This is a genomic window from Sphingomonas sp. F9_3S_D5_B_2, from assembly GCF_054263715.1.
Genome location: NZ_JBSZFB010000003.1, coordinates 38,803 through 57,795 on the forward strand (window position 1 = coordinate 38,803; position 18,993 = coordinate 57,795).

An 18,993-nucleotide genomic window follows, 5' to 3' on the forward strand; every position below is an offset into this window, starting at 1 on the left:
CCTCAGCCGCGGCGCTGGCCAGTGCTCAGCAACGCCTGGAGCCTTGCCTTCACTGCGGTCGCCAGGCCGCGGTCGACGATCTGCACGGAAGCGAAGCGAACCGAGAGGGGATTCACGGGTGCGCCGTTCTGGCGAACCTCGAAGTGCACGTGCGGCCCCGTCGAGAGGCCGCTGGAGCCGACATAGCCGATGAGCTGGCCCGCCCGGACCATGCTTCCTGGCTCGGCGACGATTTGGCTCATATGGCCGTAGATGCTCGTCATTCCCCCGGCGTGGGCAATCTGCACCTCGCGGCCATATCCTCCCGCCCAGCCGGCGCTGACGATGCGACCGTCGCCCGCCGCGACGATCGGGCTCCCCCAGCTTGCTCCAATGTCGAGACCGGCATGGAAGCGCGTGAAGTGAAGGATCGGGTGATAGCGATTGCCGAAGTACGACGTGATGTGCCCCGAGACCGGCATCATCATGCCGCTCTGAACCGGTGCAGGACGCTGGACGTTCGCGGCGTCGATCCACTCGACACGGCCGCCCGCCGTCCAGCGCACCAGCTGAAGCGGATTATCACCGCTGCGGTTGAGCCCCGCGTAAAGTAGGTTCCGCCCGCTGCCGAGAACGAGATCGAAGCCGTCGCCAGGAGCGACGTTGCCGACGTCAGTCTCGGACGCGAGCGCCGTTAGATAGGCAGCCGCAACCTCGGGTGAAGCGCCGGCTGCACGAAGCGACCAATAAAGGCCCTCGCCGACACGCCCGCGGATGCGCACGGGGCCGGTCGCGACTAGGGCAGCGGTCGGGACTGGCGCCACCACCAGTTCGGCGCGAACGGGACGAAGGGGAGCCAAAGCAATCGGCGCGGCAGCATCGGTCGGCGCCATCGCCATCCCCGTTGAGCCGCGGTTTGCCAGTGGGCTGACGCCGAGCGCCCGCCACTGAATCTGCTCGTCGCTCGATCCGCTCGTCAGGTGCGGCAGCGATGCCCAGCCGACGGTGCTGCACAGGACTGCAAGCGCGGCGAGGCTCTTCCAGCCCGGCAGCGGCCAAGTGCGCGCGATCGCAGCCGCGTCGCCACGACGGCCGAAGCTCCGCGCAGGGGTCATTGCTGCCAACATCCCCGCCTGTCTGGCGAATCGAGGTTAAAACCCGCTTAAAATCAGCGCGGAATCGGCATTTGGAACCTTGCGTTCTCCCTGCGCGCTGCCACATTCGCGATGATGGCGCCGCGTTCAGACGCTACGGTCCGGGCGATCCTCGGGCCCACCAACACCGGCAAGACGCACTTGGCGATCGAGCGGATGTGCGGCCACTCATCCGGAGTCATCGGCTTTCCGCTGCGGCTTCTCGCCCGCGAGGTCTACGACCGCGTCGTCGCGATCAAGGGCGAGAATCAGGTCGCGCTCCTCACCGGCGAAGAGCGCATCGTCCCGCCGCAGGCCCGTTACTTCCTCTGCACTGCCGAAAGCATGCCGGTACCCAGTGCCGGCAAGACCGGAGACGGTGAGTTCCAGCGCGACTTCGCTTTCGCAGCGATCGATGAGGCCCAACTCGGCATCGATCCAGAGAGAGGGCACGTCTTCACCGACCGCATGCTTCGCGCCCGCGGCCGCGAGGAAACCCTGATCCTCGGCTCCGATACGCTCCGCCCGATTATCCGCGAGCTTCTGCCCGACGTGGAGATCGTCCGCCGCCCACGCTTTTCGACGCTCCGCTATGCCGGCAGCACCAAGCTCTCGCGCCTGCCGCCACGGTCGGCGGTGGTCGCCTTCTCGGCGGAGCAGGTCTACGCGCTCGCCGAAATGCTGCGCCGCTTTCGCGGCGGCGCGGCCGTCGTCATGGGCGCTTTGTCGCCGGCCACCCGCAACGCGCAGGTCGCAATGTTCCAGCGCGGCGAGGTCGACTATCTCGTCGCCACCGACGCGATCGGCATGGGCCTCAACATGGATGTCGCCCATGTCGCCTTCGCCGGCCTGGAGAAATTCGACGGCCGCCGCGAGCGCCGGCTGTCGATCGCCGAGATGGCGCAGATCGCCGGTCGCGCCGGACGGCACCAGCGCGACGGCACTTTCGGCGCCCTCGGTCTCGGCAGCGCCAATGCCGAATTCACCGACGAAGAGATCAATGCCATCGAGGAGCATCGCTTCCGTCCGCTCGACTCCCTCTACTGGCGCAATGCCGACCTCGACTTCACCGACGTCCGCGCGCTGATCGCCAGCCTCGAGCGCAAGAGCGACGACCCACTCCTGCGCTCCGCGCCCCAGGCGATCGACCTCGCGGTCCTCAAGCTCCTCGCCGAGGACCCGTCGATTGCCGACCGCCGGGGCGTCCAGGCGCGGCGCCTGTGGGCGGTCTGTGGCCTGCCCGACTTCCGCAAGGTCGGGCCGATGCACCACGCCCGCATGGTCCGCCGCCTGTTCAGCTATGTCGGCGAGGGCGGCCACGTGCCGCACGAATGGTTCGCCGCCGAGGTCGCGCGTCTCGACAACATGAGCGGTGACATCGAGGCGCTGGCCGACCGCCTCGCGGGGATCCGCAGCTGGGCCTACATCGCGCACCGCTCCGACTGGCTGCAGGACCCCGCCAAATGGGTCGAGCGCACGGGCGAGGTAGAGGCGCGGCTCTCCGACGCGCTGCACGAGCGTCTCACGCAGCGTTTCGTAGACCGCCGCACCGCCGTCCTCGTCCGCGACATCGGCTCGCGCGGCGCCAACGCGCTTCCGGTCACCGTTGCGGCTGATGGCGAAGTCAGCGTCGGTCCGGAGCCGATCGGACACCTCACCGGCTTCGACTTCCGCGTCGATCCGAACGCCCGCCTGGCGGACAAGCGACTGCTTCTCGCCGCTGCCGAGCGCCGCTTGGGAGAGGAGCTCGATCGGCGCGCCGGCACGCTGGTCGACGCGCCCGACGAGTCATTCGCCGTGCTGGCGGAAGACAGCGGCGCGATAGCTGTCGGCTGGGAAGGGCAGGTCCTCGCCCGGCTAGCGCCCGGTCGCTCGTTGCTCGAACCGGCCCTCAGGACCGCCCGCACGCTGGATCGCCTGTCGGCCCAAAGCCGGGCCGCCCTTCGCGAGCGGCTTGAACGTTGGCTGGACGCGCAGATTGACGCGAACCTCAGGCCCCTCAAGCGCATCGCCGCCGCGGCTACCGACCCGGCCAACTCGCCCGGCGTCCGTGCCGTCGCAGCGATGCTCGCCGACGCCGGAGGCGTGCTCCCGCGCAAGGCGATGCTTGGACCGATCGCTCATCTCGAACAGGCCGACCGCCGGGCCTTGCACGCGCTCTGCATTCGCCTCGGCCCGCTCGACGTGTTCCTGCCGCCACTGCTCAAGCCGGCCGCTCAGCAGTGGCGGGCAGCTCTGGTAGCAGTCCGCACGACCCAGTCTATGCCAACGGTCCCGGCCGCAGGCGCGGCGATGCTCGCCGCCGACGCCGACCCGCGCGGCGCGGCGCTTGCCTTCCGCCGCCTCGGCCGACGGTGGATCCGGATCGACCTTGCCGACCGCCTCGCTAGCCACGCCCGCAAGGTCCGCTCGGCTGGCGGCGACAATCCGGTCAACGCGGATCTCGCGACCTCGGTTGGCCTCGACGAGGAGGCTGTCTCGCTGCTGATGGCCGAAGTCGGCTTCACGCGTGCCGGCGACGCGTGGAAATGGCGCGGCCGGCGCCAAGAGCGATCGGGCCGCCAAGCGCCGAAGTCCCACGCGTTCGCCGAACTGGCGAAGCTCAAGCGCTAGGCTGCCGTGCGGATTGACCGTTATCTCCACTGCATTCGCCTGGTTAAAAGCCGCACCATCGCCCAATCCGTCGTCGCCAGCGGCTATGTCCGCATTGACGGCAAGCGCGTCGAAAAGCCGAGCGAGGAGGTCCGCGTCGGCAGCACCGTCGCCCTTCCGCTTCATGACCGGGTGCGCATCCTGCGAGTCCTGTCGCTGCCGCTACGACGTGGCCCGGCCGCCGAAGCGCGCCTCTGCTACGAAGAGCTGGGAATTGACGCCGCAAACGCGCCGACATAGCGACGCGCCAAAGGGAGCCCGAAGCACATGACCTATGTCGTCACTGACGCCTGCATCCGCTGCAAATACATGGATTGCGTCGAGGTCTGTCCCGTCGACTGCTTCTACGAGGGCGAGACGATGCTCGTGATCAACCCGAACGAGTGCATCGACTGCGGCGTGTGCGAGCCCGAGTGCCCCGCCGAAGCCATCCTGCCGGATACCGAAAGCGGCCTCGAGAAGTGGACCGAGCTCAACTCGACCTTTTCGGCGCAGTGGCCGAACATCACCCGCAAGAAGGACAGTCCAGCCGACGCCGACGAGCACAAGGGCGAGGAAGGCAAGTATGACAAGTATTTCACGCCAGAGGCGGGTTCAGGCGACTAATCTCGCTTAGCTGCCACCATCGCGGGCAGCGCCGAACAGCCTAGCGGCGGATTCGGAAGGTATAATTCAGGCCGGCGCCGCCGGAGAGCTGATTACGGGAGCCGAACTCGCGGACGATCGGTGACTTGGCTGCATCGCCGACCAGCCGCTCATAGCGCGCATACCCGAACATGCCCCAGCGATCATTGAACTGGTAAGAAAGTCCGCTTGCTGCGCCGAGCGAGTGAACGCCGCCGCCCGGACGATAGGTCGGGAGCCCGGTTGCCAGCGCAGCGGCCAGCGTCACGCCGAAATAGGCACGCTGATAGCGTCCATCAGAGAAGGAGACTCGCGGCCCGATCGAAAAGACATAGCGGTCGTGATCGCGCCAGATGCGGTCGGCGCCGAGCGTGCCAACCACGCCCTTGTGACCGCCGATGCCTTTTACGACCTCGGCACGAAACCGGATCGACTTGATTGCGTCGTATTGGACGAATGCTCCGGCTTCGAAGGTGGTCGGCACCTTACCGACGGGCGCTCCGACGTCCGAATTTTTCCGGCTTCCCTGAATGTTGGCCGCTGGTCCGAACGAGAAGCCATCCTTCGAAACGAGGGCAACGCCGAAGCGACCGTCGGGCGCCTTGAACTTGAACTCATTGTCGCCCCGCGCGGTGTCGATGCGGAATAGCGGCCCAAGCTCCGTGCTGCTCGCTCCAATGAAATCAGGCCGCAACTGAGCCCCGACCCCTGCGCGAACGCGCATCTCGTGAGATTCCTGCGCCGTAGCCGCACTCCAGGCTGGCAGAAGGACAGCCGACGCGATCAGAATGTGTTTCATGCTGCCGTAACAGCCGTCGGTGACTTTTAGTTGCACACCCGTATCGGGTGCAGTTTTGCTACCCTGATTCTGGTCATTCGCACTTGAGCCCAAGCGATCGGTTCACCACCGTTCTAGCGATTAGGTCGGCGGCCTCGTCCGCACCCATCCCGGACGTCTCGATATGGATCTCCGGGTGTTGCGGCGGTTCGTATGGACTGTCGATTCCGGTGAAGTTCGCGATCTCCCCGGCGCGTGCCTTGGCATAGAGGCCCTTGGCGTCCCGTCTTTCCGCTTCGGAAAGCGGCGTGTCGACGAAGATCTCGATGAACTCGCCCTCCGGCAGCATCGCCCGCACCATCTCGCGGTCGGCGCGGATGGGCGAGATGAACGCGGCGAGGACGATGAGGCCAGCGTCGGCCATCAGCCGCGCGACCTCGCCGACGCGGCGGATGTTTTCGATGCGATCCGCCTCGGTGAAGCCGAGGTCCCGGTTAAGCCCGTGCCGCACATTGTCGCCGTCGAGCAGGAACGTATGCCGGCCGAGCGCGGCCAGCTTCTTCTCGACGAGGTTTGCAATCGTCGACTTTCCGGCGCCGGACAGGCCCGTGAACCACAGCACCGCGGGCCGCTGGCCCTTGAGCGCTGCGTGCGTCTCCCGGCTCACCTCGAGGTGCTGGCGGTGGACATTGAGCGAGCGGCGCAGCGCGAAGTGCAGCATCCCGCAGGCGACGGTCACATTGCTGAGCTTGTCGATGAGGATGAAGCCGCCAAGCACGCGGTTGGGGCTCGCGCCTTCGACCGCATAGGGCTCGAAGACCAGCTCGCGATCGGTCGCGATCTCGGCGACGGCAATGGAGTTGAGCTCCATGGTCGCGGCGGCGAGATGCTCGAGAGTGTTGACGTTGATCTCGTATTTCGGACTGTGGACGGTGGCGCCGACGGTCTGCGTTGCGAGCTTCAGCCAATAGCTTCGGCCCGGGATCAGTGCCTCGTCGGCCATCCACACGATGGTCGCTTCGAACTGGTCCGCCGATCGGGGCGGCGCCGTGGCCGCAGCCACCACCTCCCCGCGCGAGCAGTCCACTTCGTCGGCGAAGGTCAAGGTGACGGACTGGCCGGCCACGGCTTCGTCGAGGTCGCCATCAGCCGTGACGATGCGGGCGATTGTGGTGGTGCGCCCGGAAGGCAGAAGGCGGACCCCGGCGCCCGAAGCGATACTTCCCGACGCGACTTGGCCGGCGAAGCCGCGGAAGTCGCGGTTGGGCCGGCTTACCCATTGCACCGGCATCCGGAACGGCTTGTCCGCGTCGGCGAGTGCGTCGACCGGCACCGCCTCCAGCCAACCCAGCAAAGTCGGACCGCCATACCAGGGCATGCTGTCGGCCTGGCGGGCGACGTTGGCCCCGGTGGCGCCCGACAGCGGGATCGGCTGCCACGTCTGGATGCCGATCTCCGCGGCGAACGCGCGATAATCGCTGCAGATCGCCTCGAACGCGGCCTCTTCGAAGTCGACGAGGTCCATCTTGGTGACGGCGAGGGCGACCTGTCGGATCCCCATCAGCTTGGTGATAAAGGAATGACGGCGGGTCTGCGTCAGCACCCCCTTTCGGGAGTCCACCAGGACCACTGCAGCGTCAGCGGTCGAGGCGCCGGTCACCATGTTGCGCGTATATTGCTCGTGTCCGGGCGCGTCGCCGACGATGAACTTTCGCGTGGGCGTCGCGAAATAGCGGTAGGACACGTCGATCGTGATGCCCTGTTCACGCTCGGCCGCGAGGCCGTCGACGAGCAGCGCCAGGTCGAGCGCCTGGCCCTGCGTCCCGTGGCGCCGGCTGTCCGCCTCCAGCGCGGCAAGCTGGTCCGCCGGCACTTGCCCGGTGTCGTGCAGCAGGCGCCCGATCAGCGTCGACTTGCCGTCGTCGACGCTGCCGCAAGTGATGAAGCGGAGCAGGTCGGCGCTCAGAAATAGCCCTCCTGCTTCTTGCGCTCCATGCTGGTGCTGCCGCCGTCGCGGTCGATTACCCGGCCCTGCCTCTCCGAGCTGTTGGACGCGCGCATCTCGGCAATCACGTCCTCGACGGTTGCCGCATCGCTCTCCACCGCGCCAGACAATGGGAAGCAGCCAAGCGTCCTGAACCGCACGCGCCGGGTCCGTATGCGCTCGCCGTTGCCGAGCCGCAGCCGCTCGTCGTCGACCATCAGTATGACGCCGTCGCGCTCGATCGTCGGCCGCTCGGCCGCGAAGTAGAGCGGCACGACCGCGATCCGCTCGCGAGCGATATATTGCCACACGTCGAGCTCGGTCCAGTTGGACAGCGGGAACACGCGCATGCTCTCGCCCGTGCCGACACGTGCATTGTACAGTGACCAAAGCTCCGGGCGCTGGCGCTTCGGATTCCATCGATGGTTGCGGTCGCGGAAGCTGAAGATCCGCTCCTTGGCCCGGCTCTTCTCCTCGTCACGGCGAGCGCCGCCGAACGCCGCGTCGAAGCTATAGCGGTCGAGCGCCTGCCGGAGCCCCTGCGTCTTCCACATGTCGGTATGGAGCGGGCCGTGGTCGAGCGGGTTGATCCCCTGCCGCTCCGCCTCGGGATTGCGCCAGACGATGAGTTCGACGCCCTCGGTCGCCGCGACCCGGTCGCGCTCGGCGTACATGTCCGCGAACTTCCAGCCGGTATCCACGTGCAACAGCACGAACGGCAGCGGGCCGGGGAAGAACGCTTTGCGCGCAAGGTGCTGCATCACGGCGCTGTCCTTGCCCATCGAATAGAGCATGACCGGGCGGGCCGCCTCGGCGACCGTCTCCCGAAGAATGTGGATGCTCTCGGCCTCGAGGCGATCGAGATGGCTAAGTGCGTGCATTCGCGCTAGCGATAGGCAATCGGCGACCAAGGGCAAGCAATGGCTGCAGCGGCAGGTTCACCGCGCAGCAATGTCGCCCTGCGGTAGAAGGCGCCGCCTTTCGAATTCCCGCGCGGCACGGTTCGGCCGCGAAACACAGGAGAATAACATGATCAACTCCACTCTTCGGCTCGCCGCGTTCGGCAGCGTGCTCGCTCTGACCGCCTCGGGCCCAGCCTTTGCGCAGGCCGCAAAGCCTGCAACCGCGCCCTCGCAGATCACGCGCACCCAGCTCGGGCAGCAGCTTGACGCCGAGTATAAGGAGCTCGACGCCAACGCCGACGGCAAGCTGACCAAGGCCGAGATCGAGACTGCGATGTCTCGCCGCGCGTCGCAGGCCCAGACTCAGCTTCGTCAGGAGCAGAAGAGCGACTTCGACAAGCTCGACGCCGACCATAACGGCCAGCTCAGCCTTGCCGAGTTCCAGGCCCAGGCGACGATCACGCCGCGCGCCGGCCTCGCCGATGCCCGGGTCCAGCTACTCGACACCAACAAGGACGGCTCGATCTCGGCGACCGAATATCGCAACGGCACGCTCACGCAGTTCGATCGCGTCGACAAGAACAAGGACGGGGTCGTTTCGGCAGCGGAAGCCTCCGCCGCCCGCCAGTAATCGCCTAAAGCCGCTCGACGGCCGTGGCGCGGATCAGGACCTCTTCCTGGTCGAACATGGCTTCGAGCTTCTTGCGCCACTCGGCCCATTTGCGGCGGTCGAGCGTCTCGGCGACCACTTCGAAGATGACGATGGAGTCGCGTTCGGCGGCTCCGTCGTCATTTTTCCATCGTCCCTCGGCGGGTGCGCGGCTGTAAGCGGTGACGCCGCCGAAATCGTCCATCAGCGACTTGCTCACTCGCTCGAAAAGATCGCGCGGCTGGGGCGAGCCGTCGTTCCGCTCCAGCGGCAGGAAGATCTCGATCACGAACATCCCGCCGCGAACGCGCCGGGGTGGCGCCCGGCTCCGCGTGGGCCTATCCGCAACCTCCCCGGGGAGCCGCAAGGCTGAGAGTCGGTCGATTGGGATGAGCCCGGCGGCCGAGACCCGCTGAACCTGATGCCGTTAGCGCGGCCGTAGGGAGGCAAGACATGGCGGACGTTCCCGCACGCACCGAACTCAAAGTCACCACCGGCCCGATCCGCGGATCGCGCAAGATTCACGTCGGCGCGCCCAATCGCCCCGACATCCGTGTCGCCATGCGGGCCGTCGACCTCGAGCCCTCGTGCGGTGAGCCGCCCGTCGTCCTCTACGACACCAGTGGGCCCTACACCGACACCGTCGCCCGCATCGACATCATGGCCGGCCTTCCCGAGCTTCGCGCCAAGTGGATCCGCGAGCGCGGCGACGTCGAGGAAGTCACCCAGCGCGAAGTCCGGCCCGAGGACAATGGCCAGCTCGGTCCCGACCGCAGCGGCGGCGTCCAGCCGTTCCCCAACGTCCGCAAGCGCGTGCTGCGCGCCCGCCCAGGCGCCAACGTCACCCAGATGCACTACGCCCGGCGCGGCATCGTCACGCCGGAGATGGAATATGTCGCCACCCGCGAGAACCTCGGCCGCGAAGCCGCTCGCGAGGCCTTGGCGCGGGACGGCGAGGACTTCGGCGCCGCCATCCCCGACTTCGTCACGCCCGAGTTCGTCCGCGACGAAGTCGCCCGCGGCCGCGCCATCATCCCCAACAACATCAACCACCCCGAATCCGAGCCGATGGCGATCGGCCGCAACTTCCTGGTCAAGATCAACGCCAACATCGGCAACAGCGCCGTCGCCTCCGATGTCGCATCCGAAGTCGACAAGATGGTGTGGGCGATCCGCTGGGGCGCCGACACGGTCATGGACCTCAGTACCGGCCGCAACATTCACGACACGCGCGAATGGATCGTCCGCAACTCGCCTGTCCCGATCGGCACCGTCCCCATCTACCAGGCGCTGGAAAAGGTCGGCGGAGTCGCCGAGGACCTCAGCTGGGAAGTCTATCGCGACACCCTGATCGAGCAGGCCGAGCAGGGCGTCGACTATTTCACCATCCACGCCGGCGTGCGCCTGCCCTACGTCCCACTGGCCGCCAACCGCGTCACCGGAATCGTCAGCCGCGGCGGCTCGATCATGGCCAAATGGTGCCTCGCCCATCACCGCGAGAGCTTCCTGTACGAGCGCTTCGATGAGATCTGCGAGATCATGAAGGCCTATGACATCGCTTTCAGCCTCGGCGACGGCCTGCGCCCCGGAAGCACTGCCGATGCCAACGATGAAGCCCAGTTCGCGGAGCTCTACACGCTCGGCGAGCTGACCAAGAAGGCGTGGGAGCAGGACGTCCAAGTCATGATCGAGGGCCCCGGCCACGTGCCGATGCACAAGATCAAGGAGAACATGGACCGCCAGTTGGAGGTCTGCGGCGAGGCGCCCTTCTACACGCTCGGGCCGCTCGTCACCGACGTCGCCCCCGGCTACGATCACATCACCAGCGGCATCGGCGCCGCCATGATCGGCTGGTTCGGCACGGCGATGCTCTGCTACGTCACCCCGAAGGAGCACCTCGGCCTTCCCGACCGCGACGACGTCAAGGTCGGCGTCGTCACCTACAAGCTCGCCGCCCACGCCGCCGACCTCGCCAAGGGCCACCCCGCCGCGAGACTCCACGACGACGCGCTGTCGAAGGCGAGGTTTGAGTTCCGCTGGCGAGACCAGTTCAACCTCAGCCTCGACCCCGAAACCGCCGAGCAATATCACGACCAGACGCTCCCCGCGGAAGGCGCCAAGACCGCCCATTTCTGCTCCATGTGCGGCCCCAAATTCTGCAGCATGAAGATCAGCCAGGAAGTGCGGGAGTTTGCTGCCCGCCAGAACACTCCGATCGAGCAGTCGATTGCGGTCGAGGAAGCCGAAGTCGGCATGGCCCAGATGAGCGAGCGCTACCGCGAAGGGGGCGCGCTCTATGTTCTGGCAGCAGAATGACGATTCGCTTCAGCCCGGAGCTGGACAAAACGTCGCTCGCATCGGAGCTCGCTAACCGCCGCCGCGTGCAGATCCGCAATGTTTTGCAATCGCAGTCTGCGGCGCGTGTGCACGACATCCTCCAGAGCCGGACCCCATGGTGGCTCGCATATAACGAAGGGGACTCAGTAGCACAGGTCTCGCCCGAGCAGCTGGCGGCGCTCACTCCTGCGCAGATGGGGCGCATACTCACCGGCATCGCCCAGCGGGCCCGCTCCCAGTACCAGTTCGTCTACCGTTTCTTCCCGGTCATCAGCAGCTACTTCGCGCAGCCCCGTCCCAACGTCCCGATCTTCGAAGTCTTCGAGTTCCTTAACAGTCCCCACTCGTTGGATTTCTTCCGCGAGCTGACCGGCCAAGCCGACATCCAGTGGGTGGACGCTCAACCGACGCTCTACCGCCCGGGCGATTTCCTGAAGTCCCACTCTGATCTGGATCCGGCCAACGCGCGGGTTGCAGCCTATGTGCTGAACTTCACGCCTGTATGGGAGCGGGATTGGGGCGGCTACCTGCAGTTCTTCAACGCCTCTCACGACATGATTGAGGCGCTGCGGCCAATCTTCAACGGCATGAACATCTTCATGGTGCCGATCGATCACAGCGTCGGCATCGTGGCACCGTTCGCAACCGCCCCGCGTCTGTCAGTGACTGGCTGGTTCCGCCGCGACGCTCCTCCGGGGAAGATCGGCATTTAGCTCCGGTACACGAGGTCAGCACCGTTGAGTCAGCTTCAACTCAATTTCGACAGCGCGAACGCCGCCAGGAACCCCGCGACGGCGATGATACCCGCATAATCGTGCGTGCCCTCGAAGGCTTCGGGCACCATCGTGTCGACGACCATCGACAGGATCGCGCCTGCCGCCGTCGCCTGTACTGCGGCGACCGGCCCGGGGCCGAAGCCTGCGAAGGCGACATAGCCGGTCCACGCCGCGAGCCCTGATACCAGGGTGATCACCGCCCACATGCCCATGACGAACGCCAGCTTGCGCCCTTCCGCCTTCATGCCCGCGGCGCTCGAGAGCCCCTCGGGGATGTTCGAGAGGAACACGGCGATTACCGCGACCAGGCCGACCGCGCCGCCGCGCAGCAGGCTGACTCCGATGACGATTGATTCCGGAATGCCGTCGAGCAGCGCTCCGATCGCCAATGCGCCGCCGTTGTCCGAGTTCTTCTGCTTGTCCTTGGTCCGCTTCGCCGGGTCCGCGCGCTTGCGGTGCTTGGCGCCCCATTCGGCGACGATCTTGTTGGCGATGGTGTAGGCTAGCGCGCCGCCGAAGAACCCGGCGGCAACCGGCGTGAAGCCGCCGCTGTCCCAAGCCTCGTCCATCAACTCGAAGCTCAGTGCCGAGATCAGCACCCCCGCCCCGAACGCCATGATCGCGGCGATCACCCGCCGTGACATCGGCACGAACCAGCCGACCAGCGCGCCAAGCAGCAGCGCCGAGCCGCTCAACAAGCCCCACAGGCCGGCCTGGATGGAAACTGGCATTCGTCAGGAAAGCACGTGCCGGGCGAACTGTTCCGAGGAGTCCCGCGACCAGGCGGAAGCACCGGCTCGGCGCCGCGTCGTGACAGCAGCGCCTGCGACCGCTAACGGCAGTTGATGGATAAGTTTCCAACTGCAACTTCAGACGCTCTCAAGAGAAACAACGTTCGGGTCAGCGGGACCGGCGAACCGACGATCGTGTTCGCGCACGGATACGGCTGCGACCAGAACATGTGGCGCTTCGTCGCGCCGGCCTTCGAGGGCGAGCACCGCGTCGTACTGTTCGACCATGTCGGCGCAGGCGACTCCGACAAGGCTGCCTGGGACGCGTCGAAATATGCCACGCTGCGTGGCTACGCATCGGACCTCGTGCGGATCGGGCGGGAACTCGGTCTTGAGGGCGCCGTCTTTGTCGGCCACTCGGTAAGCTCGATGATCGGCATCCTCGCCGCCAAGGAGGCGCCCGAGCTGTTCTCGAAGCTCGTGCTGGTCGGCCCCTCGCCCTGCTACATCAACGACGCCCCCTATGTCGGCGGGTTCGAGCGGCAGGACATCGAAGAGCTGCTGCAGTTCATGGACAGCAACTTCCTCGGCTGGTCGAGCGCCCTCGCACCGCAGATCATGGGCAACGCGGACCGGCCCGAGCTCGCCGGCGAGCTGACCAACAGTTTCTGCCGGACGGATCCGGAGATCGCCAAGCACTTCGCGCGGGTCACCTTTCTGTCCGACAACCGCGACGATCTGGAGGGCGTCGACGTCCCCGCGCTCATCCTGCAATGCTCGGACGACGTGATCGCCCCCGATGCTGTCGGCGAGTACATGCACCAGCGGCTCCCGGGCAGCGTCCTCAAGCGGATGAAGGCGACGGGTCATTGCCCGAACCTCAGCGCGCCGGAAGAGACGATCGAGGCCATTCGGAGCTGGCTCTAGCGTGAGAGACGTCAACCGGCCGCCCGGTGATGGAGAGCTGCAGCCCACCGCGGAGCAGCTCTACGAAGAGGCTCCGTGCGGCTATCTGACGACCTGGGCGGACGGCACCATCGTCCGCGTCAACCGCCGCTTCCTGCAGTGGACCGGTCATTCCGCGGAGGAGGTATGCGGCCGCAGGTTTTCCACCCTGCTGACGCTTCCGGGGCGAATTTACTTCGAAACTCACTTCGCACCCTTGCTGACGATGCAGCGGGAGGTTCGGGAGATCGCCTTCGACATCGTCTGCAGGAACGGCGACCGGCTGCCGACCCTCCTCAACGCCGCGTTGCGCGACGGAATAGGCCAGGCCGGTGGCGCCATCCTCATCACCCTGTTCAACGGGAGCGACCGCCGCCGCTACGAAGAGGAGCTGCTCCGCGCCCGCGATGAGGCGACGAAATCGGCACACGCGCTTGCCGAGCTGAACCGGGAACTCGAGCAACGCGTCGCAGCGGAGGTCGCCGAGCGGCTGAAGGCCGAGGAACAGCTTCGCCAGGCGCAGAAGATGGAAGCCATCGGCCAGCTTACCGGAGGCGTCGCGCACGACTTCAACAATCTCCTGACCGTCATCATCGGCAGCCTCGACAGCATGAGGCGCGACCTCCCTGCCGTCACGGACGGGAAGGTGCGCATGCGCCTGGAGCGCCTCCGCGACATGGCGAACAGCGGGGCCGACCGCGCGGCGAGCCTGACGTCCCGCCTGCTCGCCTTCGCGCGGCGCAAGCCGCTCGATCCGCGGCCGATCAACCCGAACGAGATGCTGAAGGGGCTCGCGGACTTGCTGCAACGGACGATCGGCGAACAGATCGAGCTCGAGTGTGTCGCCGCCGCCGGGCTCTGGCAGGCGCTCGCCGATCCGAACGAGCTTGAGAGCGTGATTGTAAACCTGGCCGTCAACGCCCGCGATGCCATGCCGGAAGGCGGCAAGCTGACGATCGAAACCGCGAACGTGTCTCTCGACGACCATTATGTCGAGGCGTTCGCCGAGCCCATCCCGCCCGGACAGTTCGCGATGATCGCGGTGACCGACACCGGCACCGGCATGGACCAGCAGACCTTGCAGCAGGTTTTCGAGCCCTTCTTCACGACCAAGGAGGCAGGCAAGGGCACCGGCCTTGGACTGAGTCAGGTCTACGGGTTCGCACGTCAATCCGGCGGCCACGTGCGCATCTATTCGGAGCTCGGTCACGGCACGACCGTCAAGCTTTACCTGCCGCGCTCCACCCAGGTGGCCCAGGAACCGGCGCCTCGCGTTCCGGAGCCCCGGGTCGCAGGCGGCGACGAAGCGATCCTCGTCGTCGAAGATCATGAGGATCTTCGCAGCTATTCGGTCTCGACGCTGCGCGAACATGGGTACTCGGTCACCGATGCACCGACTGCACAGCTTGCGCTCGAGTTATTGGAGCGGTCACAGGAATTCGACCTTTTGTTCACCGACGTCGTGCTCCCGGGCGGGATGAACGGCCGCCAGCTCGCCGAAGCCGCAAGGCAGCTGAAACCAACGCTCAAGACGCTCTTCACCACGGGCTACACGCGCAACGCGATTGTCCACAACGGTCGACTCGATCCCGGTGTGGCGCTCATCAGCAAGCCCTTCACTTCGGACCAGCTCGCAAGGAAAGTCCGCCAGGTCCTCGACCAGCACTAGGGCGCTCGCTCGAAGTACCCGCCGCTGGCCCATCGCGTGGTCTCCAATCCCAGGCCACATCGCCGTGCCGAACGCCGGACTTCGCTAGTTCCCCAACCGCACCAAGGCGGTATCGAGCGCCTGCAAAAAGCGCGAACGGTCGGCCTTGGCGAACGGCGGTGGGCCGCCCGTCACTCCGGCGCCGCTGCGCAGGTCGGCCATGATTGCCCGCGTCGCGACGGCACCGCCGATGCTGGCGCTCGTGAACGGCTTGCCGTTGTGGCCGATCACCGTCGCGCCCGCCTTGAGGCAGCGATCGGCCAGCAGGATGTCGCCGGTGACCACCACGGTTTGCGCGTCCGCATGTTCCGCGATCCAGTCGTCGGCAGCGTCGAACCTGTCCGACACGACGATTCTTTCGAGCAGCGGATGGGCGGGCACGCGCAGCCAGCTGTTGCTGACGATGCTGACGGGCACTTCGCGGCGCCAGGCGACACGATAGACTTCGTCCTTTACCGGGCAGGCGTCGGCATCGACCAGGATCTTCACGGGCATCGCTGCTCCCCAGGCAGATCACCAACGCCGCCGTCCTGCGCGTCGGCGAGGCGCTGCAGGCTTGAGAAATCGTCCGGCATTGGCGCACTTCACAACACCGTGCGCGCTCAGGCAACCGAATGCGCACTCCACACGTTCGGAACGACCATGGCTAGTTTGCGTATCGCCGCCATTGTGCCGGCACTGCTTCTCGCATCTGCATCGGCGGCGACGTCGGTCCACATGCCAGTCGATCCTCTCCGCTTCTTTGCGGGCCGAACCGAAAGCGTCGGCCGCGTGAAGGTGATGATGCAAAGGGAATATGCGACGCGCAGCAGCGGCCTCGGCCGGATCGAGCGCGACGGCAGCCTGACCCTAGTCCAACAGGTGTTCGACGCTGGGAAGCCACCGCACCAGCGGACCTGGCGCGTTCGGCAGCTCGGCCCGGACCGTTATGCCGGAACGATGACCGAAGCCGCAGGCCCCGTTGCAATCGAGCGCGTCGGCGAGCGCTACCGCTTCCGCTTCAAGATGAAGGGTGGCCTCAAGGCCGAGGAGATCCTGACGCCGCTGCCAGGCGGGCGTGCGGCGAGCAACACCCTTCAGGTGCGCAAGTTCGGGATGGTGGTCGCAACCAGCTCCGGAGTGATCCGGAAGATCGGCTGACCCTTAGTCCTTGCTGAGCCCGCCCGATCCCTTGGTCGACGGATTGGCGGCGATCGTCTTCACCTTCGCCTTCTTCGGCTTGCGGGCTTCCTTGTTGGACTTCATCTGACCCTTGGCCATGCTTCACTCCTGCATGCGTTTGCTGCCAACAAGCATAGCGGCGAACGCGGCGCGTTCCTACTGCGCACGAGGGCGTCTTCGCCACCTCTCGGCCGCTGGCGCGTTGCACGCTCATGCTTGAGAACATACCCCACTGGCTCGGCCGTGCGCTGACCAACTTTCGCGCGGGCCATGACAAGCTGATGCTCGCGCGGCTGGACCTCGACAGGACCGCATCGCTCAGCCTGACAAGTCCGGCCTTTGCGCCCGGCGGACGGCTACCGCCGCGCTTCACGGCAGATGGCGAAGGCGTCTCGCCCCCCCTGGCCTGGGGCAACGGCCCGGAAGGGACTGCCAGTCTAGCAATCATCGTCGAAGATCCGGACGCGCCAACGCCTCGGCCGATGGTCCATGCGATCGTCTTCGACATCGACCCGGAGCTGAACGGCTTGGCCGAAGGCGCAATCCGGCCGGACGGCCCGGGCGGACGGGACAAGAATGTGGGCCGGAACTCAGGCCTTTCCGAAGGTTGGCTGCCGCCAGACCCGCCTACCGGCCACGGACCGCATGACTACGTGTTCCAACTGCTCGCATTGCGCGCTGGCGAGGGGAGCGACGAGCCGAGTCCCGGGCGTGATGACTTCAGCGGATATGCCGCTGGCCGTATTCTCGCGGCCGGCGTGCTCGTCGGCACTTACTCGCGCGGCGAAGAGGCGGATATCGGCGCCGTCGGCGCAAGCACCGCAGCCGCCCAGGCCTGAAGCGCTCGACACACGAAAAAGGGGCGCCCGCGACTAGCGCGAGCGCCCCCATGTCCGGCGCGTGCTCTTGCCGGATTAAAGGGTGTTGCCGCCGGCCGTGTTTCCGCCGGTCGAATTGCCGCCGGTTGTGCCGGTGTCCGTCGTGTTCCCGGTCGCGTTGGTGGTCCCGGTCGCGCCGGCACCAGCGCCTGCGGCGTTGAGGTCGGTGGTGCCGCCGGCGTTCATGTCGGTCGTCGCGTTGAGATCCGTCATGCCCGCATTCATGTCGGTCATGCCGGCGTTCATGTCGGTCGTCGCGTTGAGATCCGTCATGTTGGCGTCGGTGTTATTGGCGTTGTTGCTGCTACAGGCTGCAAGGGCGGCGAAGCCGGCCATTGCAACGAGAGTGGTCTTGATTTTCATGTCGCGTCCCCTGTGGTGGTCGGCCCGCATCAGCGCGCCGCGCGGCAAGGGGTTCCTACTGCTGAATCAGATTCGGCATGCGGCACCCGCAGAGGAGTGCCGTCCGCGCACGAAAAAAGGGCGCCCGCGGCGTGCACGCGCCCTTCTCTTCCAACGCGTGCTCTCGCGCGAAGGCTTACTTGTTGTCCGTCGCGTTATCCGCTGTGTTGCGGACCGCGTCCGCCTTGTTGTCGGCCGCATTCTTGATCGCGTCGGCCTTGTTCTCGGCGTCGTTCTTGATCTCGGCCGCCGCATTGGACGCGTTGTCCGTCAGGTTCTCGGCGACGTTGTCGGCATTGGCCGTGATGTTCTCGGCAGTGTTGTCGGCGTTAGCCTCGATCTGATCGGCGTTGTTTTCGGCCGGGCTCTGCTTGTTGCAGGCGGCGAGCGCTGCGAGGCCGGCGGCAATGGCCAGAGTCTTGGTAATCTTCATCGAATGTCCCCTGTGTGCTGAAACAGCAGTACGTAACCGCGTAACAGCCGTAACGGTTCCGTTGTGACCGCCGCCTTGCCGCAGGGTTAACTCTTGAGTGCCTTCACGGCCGCGAGCGTCTTCGCGACGTGCTCGCTCCAGTCGAGGTCGGAATGCACCATCACCACGCGGCCCTTCCGGTCGATCACGTAGGACGTGCGGTTGGTCAGGCCGGGCGCCTTGTCGAAGGCGACGTCGTAAGCACGGATGGTGCCCGGCGTCGCAGTCGCGACCGGAAAGGCGCTGCTGCATTCCTTGACGGAAAAGCGCTTGAGCGTGGGGAGGTCGTCTGCCGACATGCCGATCACCTCGGCGCCGGCCTTGTGGAACTGGGCGGCCGCCTGGCTGAAGGCGTGCGCTTCCAGCGTGCAGCCTTCGGTGAATGCCTTTGGAAAGAAGTAGAGGACGACGGGTCCGTGGCGCAGTTGCCGCTGAAGATCGAGCCGGAACGCCTTGCCGCCAATCGCCCCGGTCGTGACAAACTCCGGCGCCTTGGCGCCGACGGGTAGCGCAGCCCCTACGGGAGCGGCGAAGCTGGCAAGGGCGGCGATAGCGAGCAGTCGGCGCATCGGAAGTCTCCTAGTGGGCCGTGCCGAACAGCAAGGCGCGCCCGTCAGCGTCCGCCCGCAGCGCCGGAGAGTCAACGCTCCGGCGCTACCCACGCTGCGATCACGTAGAGGAGGAGCATGATCGGGCCGGTCAGGAGAGTCGCTGCGACGAAGCCCAGGCGGATCAGCGTTGCGTCGATGCCCGTGTAATCGGCAAGGCCGGCGGCGACGCCCATCAGCTTGGCGTCGGCGCGGTTGAGAGTGAAACGTGCGTTCATTTCGAATGTCCTGGTGAAGGGTGTGAGCTCAGGCGATCGGCAGCGAGGTTGCTGCA

20 protein-coding genes and 1 pseudogene are annotated in these 18,993 nt (G+C 66.3%); 10 read left to right on the forward strand and 11 right to left on the reverse strand.

Annotated elements, in window-relative coordinates:
- Positions 1-2: 2 nt before the first annotated feature.
- The gene (locus ACUXST_RS08725) at positions 3-1,094 is read right to left on the reverse strand and encodes a M23 family metallopeptidase (protein WP_458389591.1); all 1,092 of its coding nucleotides are present in this window, start codon (positions 1,092-1,094) and stop codon (positions 3-5) included.
- A gap of 114 nt (positions 1,095-1,208) precedes the next feature.
- Between ACUXST_RS08725 and ACUXST_RS08730 the strand changes: the two genes are divergently transcribed.
- The 3 genes from ACUXST_RS08730 to fdxA are packed head-to-tail and all read left to right on the forward strand — an operon-like array spanning position 1,209 to position 4,370.
- Positions 1,209-3,725, forward strand: coding sequence for a helicase-related protein (locus tag ACUXST_RS08730; protein WP_458389592.1), 2,517 nt, complete (start codon positions 1,209-1,211; stop codon positions 3,723-3,725).
- Positions 3,726-3,731: 6 nt separating this feature from the next.
- Positions 3,732-4,004 carry an RNA-binding S4 domain-containing protein gene (locus ACUXST_RS08735; RefSeq protein WP_458389593.1) on the forward strand — a complete coding sequence of 91 codons (273 nt, stop codon included), beginning with the start codon at positions 3,732-3,734 and terminating at the stop codon, positions 4,002-4,004.
- Between the two features lie 27 nt (positions 4,005-4,031).
- Entirely contained in the window at positions 4,032-4,370 is a 339-nt protein-coding gene (gene fdxA / locus ACUXST_RS08740; protein ID WP_458389594.1) for a ferredoxin FdxA, read from the forward strand.
- A 40-nt stretch (positions 4,371-4,410) separates the two neighbouring features.
- Here the strand turns inward: fdxA and ACUXST_RS08745 are convergent, their stop codons facing one another.
- From ACUXST_RS08745 to cysD, 3 genes and pseudogenes are all read right to left on the reverse strand, one after another.
- Positions 4,411-5,187 carry a MipA/OmpV family protein gene (locus ACUXST_RS08745; protein ID WP_458389595.1) on the reverse strand — a complete coding sequence of 259 codons (777 nt, stop codon included), beginning with the start codon at positions 5,185-5,187 and terminating at the stop codon, positions 4,411-4,413.
- 73 nt (positions 5,188-5,260) lie between these two features.
- A pseudogene (gene cysN, locus ACUXST_RS08750) lies at positions 5,261-7,120 on the reverse strand (sulfate adenylyltransferase subunit CysN); the annotation flags it as partial.
- A gap of 8 nt (positions 7,121-7,128) precedes the next feature.
- Positions 7,129-8,031 carry a sulfate adenylyltransferase subunit CysD gene (cysD, locus tag ACUXST_RS08755; protein ID WP_458389596.1) on the reverse strand — a complete coding sequence of 301 codons (903 nt, stop codon included), beginning with the start codon at positions 8,029-8,031 and terminating at the stop codon, positions 7,129-7,131.
- A 148-nt stretch (positions 8,032-8,179) separates the two neighbouring features.
- Here cysD and ACUXST_RS08760 point away from each other — a divergent pair, with 148 nt between their 5' ends.
- A complete protein-coding gene (locus ACUXST_RS08760; protein ID WP_458389597.1) occupies positions 8,180-8,683 on the forward strand; it encodes an EF-hand domain-containing protein in 504 nt (167 codons plus the stop codon).
- 4 nt (positions 8,684-8,687) lie between these two features.
- Here the strand turns inward: ACUXST_RS08760 and ACUXST_RS08765 are convergent, their stop codons facing one another.
- Positions 8,688-8,990, reverse strand: a complete 303-nt coding sequence (locus tag ACUXST_RS08765; protein WP_458389598.1) for a hypothetical protein — start codon at positions 8,988-8,990, stop codon at positions 8,688-8,690.
- Positions 8,991-9,154: 164 nt separating this feature from the next.
- Here ACUXST_RS08765 and thiC point away from each other — a divergent pair, with 164 nt between their 5' ends.
- Both thiC and ACUXST_RS08775 read left to right on the forward strand, forming a co-directional pair.
- Positions 9,155-11,017, forward strand: coding sequence for a phosphomethylpyrimidine synthase ThiC (thiC, locus tag ACUXST_RS08770; protein ID WP_458389599.1), 1,863 nt, complete (start codon positions 9,155-9,157; stop codon positions 11,015-11,017).
- On the forward strand, positions 11,014-11,751 hold the full coding sequence (locus tag ACUXST_RS08775) for a 2OG-Fe(II) oxygenase (RefSeq protein ID WP_458389600.1): 738 nt from the start codon (positions 11,014-11,016) through the stop codon (positions 11,749-11,751). The genes thiC and ACUXST_RS08775 overlap by 4 nt, the downstream gene beginning before the upstream one ends.
- A 35-nt stretch (positions 11,752-11,786) precedes the next feature.
- Here ACUXST_RS08775 and ACUXST_RS08780 read toward each other — a convergent pair whose 3' ends face one another.
- Positions 11,787-12,545 carry a ZIP family metal transporter gene (locus ACUXST_RS08780; protein WP_458389601.1) on the reverse strand — a complete coding sequence of 253 codons (759 nt, stop codon included), beginning with the start codon at positions 12,543-12,545 and terminating at the stop codon, positions 11,787-11,789.
- 114 nt (positions 12,546-12,659) lie between these two features.
- Between ACUXST_RS08780 and ACUXST_RS08785 the strand changes: the two genes are divergently transcribed.
- Together ACUXST_RS08785 and ACUXST_RS08790 are read left to right on the forward strand one after the other, a co-directional pair.
- Positions 12,660-13,472, forward strand: a complete 813-nt coding sequence (locus tag ACUXST_RS08785; protein WP_458389602.1) for an alpha/beta fold hydrolase — start codon at positions 12,660-12,662, stop codon at positions 13,470-13,472.
- A 1-nt stretch (position 13,473) separates the two neighbouring features.
- Positions 13,474-15,159 carry an ATP-binding protein gene (locus ACUXST_RS08790; RefSeq protein WP_458389603.1) on the forward strand — a complete coding sequence of 562 codons (1,686 nt, stop codon included), beginning with the start codon at positions 13,474-13,476 and terminating at the stop codon, positions 15,157-15,159.
- An 84-nt stretch (positions 15,160-15,243) separates the two neighbouring features.
- Here ACUXST_RS08790 and ACUXST_RS08795 read toward each other — a convergent pair whose 3' ends face one another.
- On the reverse strand, positions 15,244-15,693 hold the full coding sequence (locus ACUXST_RS08795) for a YaiI/YqxD family protein (protein ID WP_458389604.1): 450 nt from the start codon (positions 15,691-15,693) through the stop codon (positions 15,244-15,246).
- A gap of 99 nt (positions 15,694-15,792) precedes the next feature.
- Between ACUXST_RS08795 and ACUXST_RS08800 the strand changes: the two genes are divergently transcribed.
- Together ACUXST_RS08800 and ACUXST_RS08805 are read left to right on the forward strand one after the other, a co-directional pair.
- The gene (locus ACUXST_RS08800; RefSeq protein ID WP_458389605.1) at positions 15,793-16,338 is read left to right on the forward strand and encodes a DUF3833 family protein; all 546 of its coding nucleotides are present in this window, start codon (positions 15,793-15,795) and stop codon (positions 16,336-16,338) included.
- Between the two features lie 233 nt (positions 16,339-16,571).
- Positions 16,572-17,198, forward strand: coding sequence for a YbhB/YbcL family Raf kinase inhibitor-like protein (locus ACUXST_RS08805; protein ID WP_458389606.1), 627 nt, complete (start codon positions 16,572-16,574; stop codon positions 17,196-17,198).
- Between the two features lie 75 nt (positions 17,199-17,273).
- On the opposite strand, the gene ACUXST_RS08810 is transcribed toward ACUXST_RS08805, so the two are convergent.
- The 4 genes from ACUXST_RS08810 to ACUXST_RS08825 form a co-directional block, all read right to left on the reverse strand.
- Positions 17,274-17,600: a hypothetical protein gene (locus tag ACUXST_RS08810; RefSeq protein ID WP_458389607.1), complete on the reverse strand. Its 327-nt coding sequence runs from the start codon at positions 17,598-17,600 to the stop codon at positions 17,274-17,276.
- A 175-nt stretch (positions 17,601-17,775) separates the two neighbouring features.
- On the reverse strand, positions 17,776-18,072 hold the full coding sequence (locus tag ACUXST_RS08815; RefSeq protein WP_458389608.1) for a hypothetical protein: 297 nt from the start codon (positions 18,070-18,072) through the stop codon (positions 17,776-17,778).
- 86 nt (positions 18,073-18,158) lie between these two features.
- Entirely contained in the window at positions 18,159-18,680 is a 522-nt protein-coding gene (locus tag ACUXST_RS08820) for a peroxiredoxin (RefSeq protein WP_458389609.1), read from the reverse strand.
- A gap of 71 nt (positions 18,681-18,751) precedes the next feature.
- Positions 18,752-18,937, reverse strand: a complete 186-nt coding sequence (locus ACUXST_RS08825) for a PspC domain-containing protein (RefSeq protein ID WP_458389610.1) — start codon at positions 18,935-18,937, stop codon at positions 18,752-18,754.
- Positions 18,938-18,993: the final 56 nt, after the last annotated feature.

What these genes read in the sequence shown, in the direction of transcription:
- ACUXST_RS08805 (WP_458389606.1), top strand. Translation starts at nt 16,572, where the DNA reads ATGCTTGAGAACATACCCCACTGGCTCGGCCGTGCGCTGACCAACTTT.
- ACUXST_RS08810 (WP_458389607.1), bottom strand. Translation starts at nt 17,600, where the DNA reads ATGAAAATCAAGACCACTCTCGTTGCAATGGCCGGCTTCGCCGCCCTT.
- ACUXST_RS08780 (WP_458389601.1), bottom strand. Translation starts at nt 12,545, where the DNA reads ATGCCAGTTTCCATCCAGGCCGGCCTGTGGGGCTTGTTGAGCGGCTCG.
- thiC (WP_458389599.1), top strand. Translation starts at nt 9,155, where the DNA reads ATGGCGGACGTTCCCGCACGCACCGAACTCAAAGTCACCACCGGCCCG.
- ACUXST_RS08820 (WP_458389609.1), bottom strand. Translation starts at nt 18,680, where the DNA reads ATGCGCCGACTGCTCGCTATCGCCGCCCTTGCCAGCTTCGCCGCTCCC.
- ACUXST_RS08825 (WP_458389610.1), bottom strand. Translation starts at nt 18,937, where the DNA reads ATGAACGCACGTTTCACTCTCAACCGCGCCGACGCCAAGCTGATGGGC.
- ACUXST_RS08775 (WP_458389600.1), top strand. Translation starts at nt 11,014, where the DNA reads ATGACGATTCGCTTCAGCCCGGAGCTGGACAAAACGTCGCTCGCATCG.
- ACUXST_RS08725 (WP_458389591.1), bottom strand. Translation starts at nt 1,094, where the DNA reads ATGACCCCTGCGCGGAGCTTCGGCCGTCGTGGCGACGCGGCTGCGATC.
- fdxA (WP_458389594.1), top strand. Translation starts at nt 4,032, where the DNA reads ATGACCTATGTCGTCACTGACGCCTGCATCCGCTGCAAATACATGGAT.
- ACUXST_RS08730 (WP_458389592.1), top strand. Translation starts at nt 1,209, where the DNA reads ATGGCGCCGCGTTCAGACGCTACGGTCCGGGCGATCCTCGGGCCCACC.
- ACUXST_RS08795 (WP_458389604.1), bottom strand. Translation starts at nt 15,693, where the DNA reads ATGCCCGTGAAGATCCTGGTCGATGCCGACGCCTGCCCGGTAAAGGAC.
- ACUXST_RS08760 (WP_458389597.1), top strand. Translation starts at nt 8,180, where the DNA reads ATGATCAACTCCACTCTTCGGCTCGCCGCGTTCGGCAGCGTGCTCGCT.
- cysD (WP_458389596.1), bottom strand. Translation starts at nt 8,031, where the DNA reads ATGCACGCACTTAGCCATCTCGATCGCCTCGAGGCCGAGAGCATCCAC.
- ACUXST_RS08815 (WP_458389608.1), bottom strand. Translation starts at nt 18,072, where the DNA reads ATGAAGATTACCAAGACTCTGGCCATTGCCGCCGGCCTCGCAGCGCTC.
- ACUXST_RS08745 (WP_458389595.1), bottom strand. Translation starts at nt 5,187, where the DNA reads ATGAAACACATTCTGATCGCGTCGGCTGTCCTTCTGCCAGCCTGGAGT.
- ACUXST_RS08785 (WP_458389602.1), top strand. Translation starts at nt 12,660, where the DNA reads ATGGATAAGTTTCCAACTGCAACTTCAGACGCTCTCAAGAGAAACAAC.